Annotated in this window: 16 protein-coding genes and 1 pseudogene; 3 read left to right on the top strand and 14 right to left on the bottom strand. The window is 39.9% G+C overall.

From position 1 onward, the window contains the following. Positions 1-177: 177 nt before the first annotated feature. Entirely contained in the window at positions 178-597 is a 420-nt protein-coding gene (locus AC1DVB_RS04435; RefSeq protein ID WP_454862035.1) for a MarR family winged helix-turn-helix transcriptional regulator, read from the top strand. A gap of 12 nt (positions 598-609) precedes the next feature. Further along, positions 610-1,809 carry an MFS transporter gene (locus tag AC1DVB_RS04430; protein WP_239859560.1) on the top strand — a complete coding sequence of 400 codons (1,200 nt, stop codon included), beginning with the start codon at positions 610-612 and terminating at the stop codon, positions 1,807-1,809. A gap of 67 nt (positions 1,810-1,876) precedes the next feature. Here the strand turns inward: AC1DVB_RS04430 and AC1DVB_RS04425 are convergent, their stop codons facing one another. From AC1DVB_RS04425 to AC1DVB_RS04380, 10 genes and pseudogenes are all read right to left on the bottom strand, one after another. Next, positions 1,877-3,088: a hypothetical protein gene (locus AC1DVB_RS04425; RefSeq protein WP_477588295.1), complete on the bottom strand. Its 1,212-nt coding sequence runs from the start codon at positions 3,086-3,088 to the stop codon at positions 1,877-1,879. Between the two features lie 24 nt (positions 3,089-3,112). Further along, a complete protein-coding gene (locus AC1DVB_RS04420; protein WP_328097293.1) occupies positions 3,113-3,940 on the bottom strand; it encodes a hypothetical protein in 828 nt (275 codons plus the stop codon). Beyond that, entirely contained in the window at positions 3,937-4,623 is a 687-nt protein-coding gene (locus AC1DVB_RS04415) for an ABC transporter ATP-binding protein (RefSeq protein WP_057279131.1), read from the bottom strand. Before AC1DVB_RS04415 ends, AC1DVB_RS04420 begins: the two co-directional genes overlap by 4 nt. Further along, on the bottom strand, positions 4,620-5,000 hold the full coding sequence (locus AC1DVB_RS04410) for a GntR family transcriptional regulator (protein WP_034310706.1): 381 nt from the start codon (positions 4,998-5,000) through the stop codon (positions 4,620-4,622). The genes AC1DVB_RS04415 and AC1DVB_RS04410 overlap by 4 nt, the downstream gene beginning before the upstream one ends. A gap of 178 nt (positions 5,001-5,178) precedes the next feature. Continuing rightward, positions 5,179-5,934: an AAA family ATPase gene (locus AC1DVB_RS04405; protein WP_034310704.1), complete on the bottom strand. Its 756-nt coding sequence runs from the start codon at positions 5,932-5,934 to the stop codon at positions 5,179-5,181. A 223-nt stretch (positions 5,935-6,157) separates the two neighbouring features. Then, a pseudogene (locus tag AC1DVB_RS04400) lies at positions 6,158-6,626 on the bottom strand (DUF4937 domain-containing protein). Further along, positions 6,598-7,161: a GrpB family protein gene (locus tag AC1DVB_RS04395; RefSeq protein WP_477588291.1), complete on the bottom strand. Its 564-nt coding sequence runs from the start codon at positions 7,159-7,161 to the stop codon at positions 6,598-6,600. The pseudogene AC1DVB_RS04400 and the gene AC1DVB_RS04395 overlap by 29 nt, the downstream one beginning before the upstream one ends. Positions 7,162-7,288: 127 nt before the next feature. Then, a complete protein-coding gene (locus tag AC1DVB_RS04390; RefSeq protein WP_095679296.1) occupies positions 7,289-7,489 on the bottom strand; it encodes a GrpB family protein in 201 nt (66 codons plus the stop codon). A gap of 38 nt (positions 7,490-7,527) precedes the next feature. Further along, entirely contained in the window at positions 7,528-8,028 is a 501-nt protein-coding gene (locus AC1DVB_RS04385) for a hypothetical protein (protein WP_095679297.1), read from the bottom strand. Beyond that, positions 8,025-8,396: a hypothetical protein gene (locus tag AC1DVB_RS04380; protein WP_057279136.1), complete on the bottom strand. Its 372-nt coding sequence runs from the start codon at positions 8,394-8,396 to the stop codon at positions 8,025-8,027. Before AC1DVB_RS04380 ends, AC1DVB_RS04385 begins: the two co-directional genes overlap by 4 nt. 119 nt (positions 8,397-8,515) lie before the next feature. Between AC1DVB_RS04380 and AC1DVB_RS04375 the strand changes: the two genes are divergently transcribed. Further along, positions 8,516-9,010 (top strand): VanZ family protein, encoded by a 495-nt coding sequence (locus AC1DVB_RS04375; RefSeq protein WP_477588288.1) that lies wholly within the window; start codon positions 8,516-8,518, stop codon positions 9,008-9,010. A gap of 459 nt (positions 9,011-9,469) precedes the next feature. Here AC1DVB_RS04375 and modA read toward each other — a convergent pair whose 3' ends face one another. The 4 genes from modA to AC1DVB_RS04355 all read right to left on the bottom strand — a co-directional run bounded on the left by modA (position 9,470) and on the right by AC1DVB_RS04355 (position 12,978). Continuing rightward, complete coding sequence (gene modA / locus AC1DVB_RS04370; protein ID WP_230135548.1) at positions 9,470-10,261, bottom strand: molybdate ABC transporter substrate-binding protein; 792 nt, start codon at positions 10,259-10,261, stop codon at positions 9,470-9,472. Positions 10,262-10,363: 102 nt separating this feature from the next. Beyond that, positions 10,364-11,530, bottom strand: a complete 1,167-nt coding sequence (locus AC1DVB_RS04365) for an MGDG synthase family glycosyltransferase (protein WP_477588286.1) — start codon at positions 11,528-11,530, stop codon at positions 10,364-10,366. A gap of 132 nt (positions 11,531-11,662) precedes the next feature. Beyond that, positions 11,663-12,262 (bottom strand): DedA family protein, encoded by a 600-nt coding sequence (locus AC1DVB_RS04360; protein WP_477588284.1) that lies wholly within the window; start codon positions 12,260-12,262, stop codon positions 11,663-11,665. A 17-nt stretch (positions 12,263-12,279) separates the two neighbouring features. Then, entirely contained in the window at positions 12,280-12,978 is a 699-nt protein-coding gene (locus AC1DVB_RS04355) for a polysaccharide deacetylase family protein (RefSeq protein WP_477588301.1), read from the bottom strand. Positions 12,979-13,084 lie beyond the last annotated feature (106 nt).

The raw sequence follows: 13,084 nt of genomic DNA, 5'->3' as shown, positions 1-13,084 counted from the left end.
GTTTGGGCCTTTTACTCGTGAATTTGGTGCTTTTACTCGTGATTTCTGCCGTTCTCTCCTTATTTTATAAAAATAACAACACAAATCCGAGTGGACAGAATGGATTTATTTTGGTATTATAGTTACTCAGGGTAACGATTACTCATGATAACTATATATTGATAAGAGGTGTTTCTGATAAAGACTTTCCAAAAATTCTTTCAGCAATTATTGCTGCTGTACCGGCCTTTTGAAAATAATCTTAATATCCAGCTGAACAAGCATGATTTACACAGGGCGCAATGGTCCATTTTGTATTACTTGAACAATTTTGGTTCGGCGACGCTTGTAGAGCTTGCCAATTACCAAAGCGTGGAGAAACCCACGATTACGAGGACCATTGCCCGCTTGGAAGAGCTGGGGTATGTCGAGCATATGCCAAGCAAAGATAAACGCGAGAAAAGGATGCGGCTTACGGAGCTTGGCAAAAAGGTCTACAGCGAAGTCCGCGTGACAATCGATCAATATGAACAGGAGATCTTGAAAGGGATCACGGAAGAGGAACAACTCGCTGCCATACGCATCATGGGCGAAATTAGAAATAACATTATAAAGTAAGGAGATAATAACATGGATCAATCCAGTACCAGACTGTGGACGAAGGACTTTGTCATCGTTTCGTCCATCAATTTTTTCATAACATTAATCTTTTATTTACTGATGGTGACACTTGCCATCTATGCTGTTAATGAATTGGATGCTTCTACAAGCGAAGCCGGACTCATATCGGGAATTTTTATTATCGGGACGTTGATCGGACGTCTTTTCATTGGCCGTTTCATTGATTCAATCGGCCGTAAGAAAACGTTATTCATAGGTTTGATCTTTTTCACTTTGACAACACTTCTTTATTTTGTGGACCTTGGAATCGGCTTCCTGCTTGTTAACCGCCTGATCCATGGGATGGCAATGGGGATGGCAAGTACTGCGACAGGCACGATCGTCGCGCAGATCATTCCGCCGACACGAAAGGGTGAAGGCATCGGCTATTACAGCATGAGCGCAACACTTGCGACGGCTATCGGTCCTTTCATCGGTCTGTTTATGGCCCAACATACAAGCTTCCAAATCATTTTCAGTTTCTGCCTGGCTTTAGGTGTGATCTCCCTGATTACAGCATTCTTCCTGTATGTCCCGGCATTGAAAGTGACGGCAAAAGTTACGGAAAGCAAAGGATTCAAGCTTTCCAATTTCATTGAACCTAAGGCACTGCCCATTTCAATCATCACTCTGTTATTGGCATTCTGTTATTCCAGTGTCCTTTCTTTCATCAGTTTCTATGCCATCGAAATCGATCTGGTCAATACGGCAAGCTTCTTCTTTGTAGTGTACGCAGTAGCCGTATTGATATCACGTCCTTTCTCAGGACCATTGATGGACCGGAAAGGATCGAACTTCATTATGTATCCGGCTTTCATTATTTTCGGAGTCGGCTTGCTGCTTCTAAGTATGACAACCAATAGTTTCACTTTACTGGCAGCTGGTTTCCTCATTGGCCTCGGATTCGGTAATATGCAATCAAGCTCGCAGGCGATTGCCGTTAAACTGACACCGCCTCACCGAATGGGGATGGCAACGTCCACCTTCTTTATCATGCTTGATGCAGGACTTGGATTCGGCCCTTATATTCTGGGATTCATCATTCCGATAACAGGTTACAGCACACTTTATGTCATCTTGGGCGTTTTGGTCATCTTGACCTCCGTCCTTTACTACTTCTTGCACGGCAAGAAGGAACGTACAGCCAGAACGAACTTGGCTTCCATTTAAATGAAAAAGGGATATCCTATTGGAGGATATCCCTTTTCATTTAACAGCTTCTAACTATAGTAGGTCCTTATTTTATTTCCAGGTCATCGATAATAAGTTCAAAACTTTTGCTGTTCTTTTTATTTATGACTGTTTCACCTTTATATAAAGTCTTTCCAGTCTTTATATCTGCAATCAGAAGTTTGGCAGGCTTGTTTGTTAAAACGTCTTGATCCACTTCGTTCCCTAATAGGAAGTACACACGCCCGTTCTTAATGGCAGCGAAGTCTTGTTCCTTTTTATTAGCAGCTATATCCAGTTCCGTGTTATTCGTTAATGTTTGACTGCTGAGGTCAAACGTTTTAACGCGATATTTACCTGATTTCAGTTCAACTGCATAAAGGTTTTTTCCGTCTGCATATCCTGCTCTAGCCATGTCCAGGCTAAGTGATCCTTTTTTAACCGTTTCTAATTTTTCCGTTTCATAATTATAAGATAAAAGCTTGCTTTCCTTTAGTTTTTCCTTAAAGCCATCCTCATGATTTACCCCTTTATTTACCGAAATGAATACCATGTTGTTTGGCTGGGAGGGAGCAACATCGATTGGCATCTGAAAATCAACTTGTTCTGGGTCAGTAAAGGATTCAGATACAAGGGTTTTATCGCTCAAGACTTTTTTATTGGCTACATCGATCGTATACAGATGAACTTCTTTCGTTTGCTTCTCATTGTTGGAATTCACATCATTCATCGTTAAAACCTGTAGTTTTGAATGGACCAACTGCACATCCCTTACATCAGCATTCATGATTCTCCCTTGATTCGGAAGTTCAATTTGGAATGAAGTTTCCTCTTCGTCCTTCTTCTCCAGTAAACCGATATCAAACTTTGCTTCCATATTCCCGCTCTTTGTATATTTGCTATTCACCCAAGCGTAAGCGAGGAAATCATCGTCTTCATATAAAGAACTAATGGAATCCTTGCCACGCATAAACGAACGATGTTCTTTTACCAATCTGTCAATTTGATGATCTTGTCTTCCAGTTAAGTTCTCCAAGTAAGACCTTTCGCTGACATATGTCGTTGTATTGGATTCAATTGTTAATGGTTCATAAAAATTACTGTCATTTTGAAGCGAAGCATTTATGATCACCGGATCAAGCTCTTTATCGCTGCCTTCCAGTGTCTTGAACGTATACTTTGGAAGGCTGGAAGCGGAGGAAGCTACTTTGACATAATAGGTCCCGATGCTTAAGATGACAACCATTCCAATAATGATGCTGCATAAATAACGTTTCACCTTGTTCACTCTCCTTTAAAGTTGTTATACGGTAACACGATTTTTCAATAACCAAGCACCAAGCCAAACCGATAATCCTGTCAAAATGATCCCTATTGCGAGCATCAGACCAAATAATTCATTAGGATAGAAATAGAAATTCCCGATTTCCATTAAAACTGGGGCTAAAAACAACACAGCAGCGATTCCGCAATATAACAAGCCCATTATGATTCCTTTTATGCGGAAACTTCTTTCAAACATGATCGCCGTGAATAATATCGACATGATCATAAGACCGATGCCATAGGAAAGCAGGAATTGCGTGAACGTGCTTGGGATGATCAATGACAAAATCGGATTGGCTATCGTGATAGTAGAAATTGACATTTCATTCAAGAGCGCTTGTGGCACATTCGAATTAAATAGGGCATTTTCCATAGGTAAAATGATGATTTGGAAAGCAATCAACCCTAATACCATCAGGAAGATGGACGTAGCTTTTGAAAGGTAGATCGATAATCTGGATGTCGGTAACATCAATAGACGATAAATGAACGTATTCTTTCCAAACCAATCACGATACCAAATAAGGAAAATGTAAAAAATAAGGGCAACCGCACTCAGCGCTATCGGTCCTACAAACAAGAGGCTATTGGCGATATGGTTAAAATCAATGCCTCCATAATTGGTAATATAAGCGGCTTCAGATAGTCTTTCTTCTTTCATGATATCCCTGGCATCTTTAAGAAGGCTCTTCGTCACGATGATCACTCCGGCAAATTGCGAAACCAAGGTGATCAACAATAAGCTAAGATAGATTTTACTGAAACGGTTGATTTCAAAGTTCACTAGTTTTATATATCGCATCATGATTGATACACCTCTCTCATTACATCGACTACCGATTTTCCTTCCTCTTCCCGCATTTCTTCTGTATTGAACTCTTTAAGCACTGAACCGTTATCCAATAAAATGACCTTATCGATCAAATGTTCAATATCACCGATTTCATGGGTCGTGATGATGACTCCTCTATCTTCAATTAGGTGGCTCGCAAAGACATCGGCAATTTGCTCGCGGCTAAACATATCGATTCCCGAAAATGGTTCGTCCATCAGTACATAATCGACGTCAAGGGACAAACCAAGCATCAGGTTGAGCTTAGCTGTATTCCCTTTTGACAATTCCGAAATGCGATTCTCCTCTTTAAGCTTGAAAAACCCCATTAGCTGGTTAGCTCTTTCCGGATTCCAGGACGTATAGAAATCCGACATAAAAACCATGGCCTGTTTAATGGTCATTTGCGGAAGCATGGTTGGTGCGTCCGGAATGAAGGTGATTTTTTCATAACTGTCCTTTGTCATCTTTTGATCATCGATCAGGATTTCACCTTTATATGGCGTCAATCCCATGATCGCTTTGAGTGTAGTCGTTTTACCGACACCATTTATACCGATTAGACAAGTGACTTCCCCTTTATTGGCTGTAAATGAAACATCATCCAAGATCTTTTTCCGTCCATAATTCTTGGAGATCTTTTTTACTTCTATCATTTTTCTTCCTCCTCCCTTATTTCTTCCGAGTATTTTTCTTTAACCACACGAAGCAGTTCATCAACTGGTACATTAATCGGACGAATCGCATCGACAAATGTATCGACGGCCGCCAAAATCAATTCCTGCCTTACAGCCTGTAAAATCGTTTCATTCGTCGTGATTTGACTGGGGAAATTTCGTTCTGTATGAATCAAGCCCTGTTCCTCCATTTCTTTATACGCTTTTTGAGCGGTATTGGGATTTATATTGAGTGAAGCCGCCAGTTCTCTTCGGGAGGGAATTTCCTGCCCCGCCACGAAATTACCAATGGCTATTTGTTCTTTGAAATGCCTAACGACTTGCAGATATACCGGTTCCCGGGTATTTACGTTCATTAAAACCACCCCCTATTTATTTAAAAAAGTCTGATATGCGTGTATGTACTAAGTGGTTCATACACCTTATAGATGTACTATACCCGTAATACACCTAAGCTGTCAACAACCAATTCCAAAAAAATGAAAACCCCGAATGCGCAGTGCAGACGGGGTTTTCGTTGGAGATGCTAAAACCTCATTGAAACAGATGATGAAGCAGCCGATCTTTATCTTCGAAAAACTGTTTCATTAACAAATAGTGATTGGACTCCTCTAATGCCACCTCACTCATTCCCTCATCTGAAATTTGGAGGATTTTAGCATCCGGATAGGCCATGATGATCGGGGAATGGGTGGAAATGATGAATTGGGATCCTTGTTGAACAAGCTCATTTATCCTGGCCAACATCGATATTTGTCTCAATGGGGATAAAGCAGCTTCAGGCTCATCGAGAATATACAATCCATCGCCTTGAAATCGTTCTACAAAAGCAGAAAAAAACGATTCCCCATGAGATTGCTGGTGTAGCGATTTTCCACCGAAGGAATCGATGATTTTCGACCCAAACGATGACTCCCTGTCCAATTCCTCTATATTCGTAGCTAAATTATAAAAGGTTTCCGCCCTAAAGAAAAAATGATCCTTCGGTTTGTATACGCCTTTTTTCAAACGGAGGTATTCGTCCAAATTGGAATGTGAATCATAATTGGAAAAATTGAAATTCAACGTTCCTCCTTCTGGATTGAAGCCATACGCTATCGCAATACCTTCAAGCAAGGTGGACTTCCCCATTCCATTTTCCCCGATGACATAGGTAACACTGGGATGAAAAGCAACTTCCTGAAGGTGCCTGATAACCGGAAGATCAAGAGGGAAATGGTCATAAGAAGATATTCGGTCTCTATTGAGGTAGATGCCCCTGATATACTGTGAATCATAATCTAGTTTCATTTGTTATCCCCTTCTGTAGCCATTTAGACTCTAACAATCCAAGACGCCATAGATTATTCAAATTGATAGATTGATAATGTTTGATTCTAAATGAACATCCACTTTGGATGCAATTCAATTAAACTTACTGAAATTCGCTGGGTTGAATCTTTCACTCCCGCTTCTTTTATCAATGCAGGCAATTCCTTATCCGCATACCGTTGATGTGAATATGCATTGTCCCCTATGATGCGGCCAGATATCTGCCGTTTTCCCTTTTACCGAATGCGCCTGACAGCATGCCCGGTGTCATCGCCCTGTTCCCTGCGTCTTTTGGCACCTGCTCAAAACGGGCTTGTTTAACCTTTTCAACAGAACATTCAGCCACTCGAAGTAATTTTCCCTTGTCAACAAAATCCGTCATGTCCATTGTTCCCATATTGGATATGCTCTCGAATATATCGACAGAAATATTTGTATACGTACTTCCCTGGTCACTCTTGGCGAATATTTCATCATGCTGATGCTCCATGAAACGTTGATGACAATGGAGATCATTCCAAACGGAGAGAATGCCTGCTTCACAGGGTTCGTTTCTATTCCACGATTTGACCGATGAAGCCATCACAATGGAGCAACTGTCCCCATCCCTCTTGTGCTTTTGAAAATGAACGCTTGTTTTCCTCATTCACTTGGCATTTGATCCACTTCATTAACATGATGACCACCACGCTTCGCCCAATGTTTCGCTTTTTCATCGACCTTTTTGATAAAATCATTTTTCCCGTTTACATATCCTTTAATATCATCTGGAAATTCCGCTGCCAAGCGCTGCTTCAGCCTACTATACTCTTGTGCTTTATCAGGGTGTGATAGCAAATAATCCCGAAAAGCGAGGTGTCGGGCAATTTCTTCATGTCCTTTTTGGAACATGTGAATATGGTGCGTCCTCTCATCCCCGCCTTTTCGAAAAAACCGTCGTCCAGCGATTCCGTTCTCCCCCTTGAAATCATACCCCAGCTCTTCCATCTCTTTATTAAAGTCAGCGACACATTCCACATCTTTCACCACTGCCAAAATATCTATTACAGGCTTGGCATGGATGGCCGGGATGGCCGGGATGGCCGTACTGCCAATATGGTATACATTCATCATTTCTGGCCCGAAAATATCCTCTAATTTTTGGCATTCATCATGAAATAGCTTGGACCATTCTTTCTTATATGGTACGACCTCTACCTTTCTCATGAAAGCCTCCTTGATAGGAATTCGCGTTTACACATTCCGTTTTACTATTTCCTAATTTTAACACCAATGTGCATGCATCACAAAAAAGCAGCCGGGATAATAACCCCAGTTGCTTTTTGGATAGCGCTTACATTTCATTTGTTTTATTTCGCTTTTTATATGGAAGCCACATTTTGATCTTTCCCCCCAACCCCATGACGGATGTACTTCCAATATGCTCGACACAAAGGGAATCGTTCTTTAAAACCTCCATTATCCTCGCTTTTTCCTGATGGAATTCACTGACCCAATCAGGGTTATATTCCTCGATTTTCACTGTTTTTTCCATTTAATCACTCAACTTTACATGAAATCGTATGACCGCCATCATTTTTCATCACGCGACCATTTTACGATGGGATCTTGCGTGCTCGGCTCATAGTAAGTTCCGGCATACACCTTTTCTTTTCCCGTTATTTTATTCGTTCGGATGACTGTATATCTTCCTTTATCATAATTTTTGGTAAGATGATATGTCCGGTATGAAAACCCCTTTTCGGGCCCGGTTAACTTTTCTTTAGTTTTATACACTTGGGGTTTATTCAAGTGCTCTTTCACTACACTTTTAATATTCAGCGGCGTGCCCTCAAGCTTGACATCACTTCGGAAATCGGCATCCCTGGTCTCTGTTTTCCCTGAAGGAACGGATGCCATTTCGATCGTATCATGGGTTTGTTCCGAGAATGTTTTTGTGACACTGTATGAATAAAGGATATTCATGGAACTTATATTATGCTTCATTTTGCCAGCAAATTCAGGCATGGCAACATTCAATAGAAAGGTGATCGAAATACATGCGATTAATATGATAAGTGAAATTTTCTTCATATTTCCTCTTTCTCAACTATGTATTCTTGTAATTCAACTTGTTCATTTTCCTTAGGAATAATCCCAAATTTGGCGATTAATAGAATGGCAAGAAAACTGAAACTGCAAAAACTTGTATTATCACTTGTAACAAATGAAGCCTGTATAATTCGGGATGCCAATAATGAATTCAAAATATAAGAAAAAAGAAACCCTGAATAGGATAGGCAAACCAGATAGTTTCCAATCAATGCCCTCTTGTAATGTACATACTCCGACTTATTTCCCTTCCTGATACTGACACAATGTCTAAATTGCCTAATGAGACCGTATGTGAAACCAATAATTAATATGACCGCAATGACAAAATCAATTATTGCTTCCTCCACTGTTTTACCCCTCCTTGGTAATTCGAACAAAAAATATAGTAAATTATTACATTAAACTCATCATATACCATTTATGATAAAATGATAAATATTTCCCACTTTAATATTGGAGTTGTATCATGAAAATTTTTGTGAAAATAGTATTATCGTTATTTATGGTTCTGTATCTATTAATCCTTACAAAGCTCATTTTATTTAAAACCTTCTCGATAACCGAAATAAATGGTCATATAAGTTTTTCCCATGGCCGCTATTGGGGGTCCCATAACTTCATCCCTTTTAAAACCATTGCCCATTACCTGTTCTTAGCGGATGTTAACCCATCGATCCGGATTGAAAATATAGCGGGGAATATCATCGGCTTTGTACCTTTTGGCTTGATGCTTCCCTTACTGTCAAAAAGGTTTTCCCAACTCAAATCGATCTTGATTGCAACATTCTGTCTTAGTTTCACCTATGAGATTCTTCAGCTTTTATTTGAATTAGGAAGTTTTGATACCGATGATTTGATCCTGAATACTCTCGGCGGGGTTATAGGATACCTGCCTATTAAACTGTTTTACATCGTTTTCAAAAAGAATGGTACCATTCGCAGTCAAACCAAAGGACAGTAATGTGCTGTCCTTCTTTTGTCACAAGGCCCATATTACGCAGCGATTGAAAAACGATTACATGCATGTCCTTATTCTTACGTGTAAGGCAAGAAGAGGTTTTAATATAAAGGAAAATATACCTAATATTACTGCGGATGAATAAAAAAAAGACCACCAGATTGGTGGTTGGAGTTTGCCTACATTTTTTTATGGCTTGTACAATGAACGTCGATTTCCGCTACAGGCACTCGCTTATCCAGAGGCGGTCAGGGAGCCTCCTCGGCTTGCGCCTGCGGGGTCTCCCTAGACACGCTTTTCCCGCAGGAGTCTCGCACCTTACTCTCCAATCGACTTTGTTTTAACATTTAGTTAGAAACCATACCTGATGAGTTGAGGGTGTTAGCTTGGGAACTTCATTTGATGAAAGAGATATCTTCCGAACCCCTTTTGTCTACAAACTGAGGCCACCGAGATTGGCGGTTATTTCAAATTCTTAAATCCGTATTTTTCAAAGATTTTCATGGAGGCTTCCGTTTGGAGATAGTCATAGAATAGCTTGGCTTCCTTGGCATGATCCAGGTTATTGATCATTCCCACGGGATATATGATCGGATCATGTAAATCTCCCTGGGCTGCTGCAATGATCTCAACTTTTGATGAGTTGAGCGCATCCGTTTTATAAACGAGGCCTGCGTCCACATTTCCCGTTTCCACATATGTAAGCACTTGCCGCACATCCTTGGCATATACCAATCGATCTTCCATCTCTTTGAAAAGGTTCATGTTTTCCAAAGTTTGTTTCGCATATTGCCCTGCCGGTACAGACTCTGGAGTGCCAATCGAAATTTTATCGGCCTTTGTGAGGTCTTCCAGTGATCCGATTTCCTTTTTGGAATCCTTTGGCACCACCAGCACCAGGTCATTGCCGACTAAATCGATTCCATTCTTCTCTTCAATAAGATCTTCCTCTATTAATTTATCAAACTTATCTTCTGCTGCTGAGAAAAACAGGTCAACAGGTGCGCCTTGGGATATCTGCTGCTGAAGAGCTCCAGAGGCCCCAAAGTTATAATGAACTTCCACATTTGCATTCTCTTTTTCAAAAGACTTCTTTATATCATTCAAGGCATCTTGCAAACTTACAGCTGCGGAAACCGTCAATTCCACTTTTCCTCCGGCTTGCGGCTTCATTTCCGTTTCATCACTTGAACACCCTGCCCCCGCCATCACAAGCATCATCATCAAAAAAATCATAAGGTATGTTTTTTTCAAAGTCACTCTTCCTTCCGACCTTTCATTAAAGGATGGCTGCTAATTCAGCAGCCTTCCGTATCCATTCTTCCTTTTAGGCTCACCAGCGGGAACACCATGCATTTAGCTATAAAGAAGTTTGGGCTGTCGGGCTAGATAGGAAGGCGTACCATTTTGATTAAGATCAAGGATCAATTTCATGACCTCCACTATTCCCTCGGGTTTCTCCAACTCTATTTCCTTATGATAGGACTCTATGGATGTGTTCCATTTTTTCATTTTTTTCTGATCCTTCAATATACTCAGCAATTGTTTTTCAAAAGGCGTTTTCTGATTAAGTTTAAATACAAGGCCCTGCTGTTTTAGATACTGCAGATTGATTTCCTCCTGCCCCGGAAGTCTGGAATGAACAAAGATCGGAAGCCTTTTTCGCAATGATTCACTGATCGTGACACCGCCCGGTTTCGTAACGATTGCGTCAACTTCTTCATAAAGCTTATTCATTTCAGACCTTGATGAGATATAGGGCAATGGTTTGATATGAGGTAAGTTCCATGTATTGATTTCTTCATAAAGCTTATTGTTATTTCCGCAAAGAACTAAATAATCAAAGTCTCTTGAGTTCTTTAACTCATCACCTAAGTTCAAAATCCCTCCCAGACCGCTATTTCCTCCGGATATCAAGATTTTTGGCCGTTCTGTGTTTCTTTGGACACGGGTATTTTTTGTGATTTCCTCGTGCACGGGAATGCCAGTGACCATCATCGTTTGTTTTGGTATTTGGCGCTTACTCATCAGCTTTTCTTTCACTTCTTGACTAGGAAGAAAGTGGGCATCTATCCCTTCGCTTCCCCACACATTATTAATAAAAAAGTCCGTGTACACGTTTATTACCGGTGTGCTGCACTTCCCTTTCATCTTTAACTGACTCAAAAGATATGAAGGGAAACCGTGTGTACACACAATTAAATCAGGATTTTCTTCCGCTATCAATCGTTCCATCTTATTCATGAATAATTGCTGATACCATTTACATACACTTTCCTTTGGCGAGTGAACATAAAACAGGTTCTTGTAGGCAAGATTATAGGTTTCCGGCGCATAACGGATCCATGTCAGATAACTATTTGCAATGAATTTTTCTAGAGAGGTATTGGTATAGCTGATTAAATCTATTTTTTTATAAGCAATCCCATTCGAATGCTTTTTTAACATATCCATCAATGCCTCTGCCACTTGATGATGTCCCGACTGCATTCGAAAGAGAGGTAAAAACAAAATCTTCTTCATATGTGTCATCTCCTAAGAAATCATTCTGAAAATACAAAATATATAGTTCATGATATCTTCCTCTTACAATATCGTTGAACAAATTCCTTAAATCGATTTTTTATTTCCGACGTTTTTTAATAAGGAGCCGACTCAACTTTTGGATCTTTGTTTTCTCTTTTTAATGTATTTGATAATAACATAGAGTACAAAAATAACTAAAAATACAACACCTAAATATGGAACATATTTGGGATTAACATTAAAAGCATCCCCCACATAATAACCGGCCACTATAAAAGGGACGGTCCATAGTATAGTGCCTAATAGGGAAAAGAGGAAGTATTTCCGAAAGGGTATAGAAGAGATTCCTGCAAAATATGGACTTATTTGCCTCATCCCCGGAATATAAAATCCCAACACTAACGTTTTACGTACATTATCCGTATAGTTTCTCTTTGCTTTCTCCCAGCGTTCAGCCGTAATCCCAATGAATCTTCCATATTTATTTATAAATGGATACCCCACATATTTTCCGCATGCATAAGCTACAAGCATTCCGATAAAGGCGCCGAGAATTGCACACAGCATCGCTAAACCCATAGAGAGCTTACCTTGGACAACCAGCACCCCAATTAGAAATAGAAGTGATTCTTCTGGAGCAGGCACTCCCACGATGCCGAAGAATAAAAAAAGAAAAATGATCAGGTATCCATATGAATCAATAAAATGTATAAGCGTATCTATATCCATAATACCCCCGGAATTAGTTATAAGTCTTTTAAAGAAATAAAGTGTGTTCCTTTTTCCTTACTCTCCTGCAGGTAAATTTTCAACATTTCAATCATATAGCCTGGTGCCTCTTTATCCGCTCCCAATGTTTCACCACAGTCATGAAGCAATAGGATGGAACCTTCTGTTGAAGCGCTTCGAAGCTGATCAAGCAGAGTATTTTTGCAATTTTCGACTTTCCAATCCCCAAAGATGCCGGACCACATAATCACTTTATATTTCCTACTGAATAGTGGGGTGAACATATTGAAATGGCCCCATGGCGGTCTATAAAATATCACCTTTTCATTCGTGCATTCCGTTATCGCCTTTTCAGTCATTTCCAACTGTTTTCGCAGATGAATTGGTGATAGGACCCAACTTGAAACATGATGAAAATGATGGATACCTATCGTATGTCCCTCTTCATGCATTCTTTTAATAATCCCAGGATTACTTTTCACTTTACTGCCCACAACAAAAAATGTGGCCTTTATCTCATATTCTTTTAAAAGATCAAGTAATTTTATCGTATATTCAGGGTTTGGGCCATCATCGAAAGTTAGCGCAATCCCATTATTCGAATTGATTTTTTTGGTTATTCCCAAGCTGCATACACGAATTAGCACCGTTGGGATAATAGTATAAAATATTAATAGCAATAATAAAATAATAAAACTAATCAGCCATATATGCATCACACAAAACTATCCTCTCATTATTGATATTACCAATACTGATCCTTTCCCTATATCATAATCTTTTACTACAATGCAGCAAATGTTATAGTATTCAGGTAATTCA

The organism is Peribacillus sp. P4_D6 (assembly GCF_056401795.1).
The sequence above is the reverse complement of the archived record's forward strand: the minus strand, read 5'-3'. Positions and strand labels throughout refer to the sequence as shown.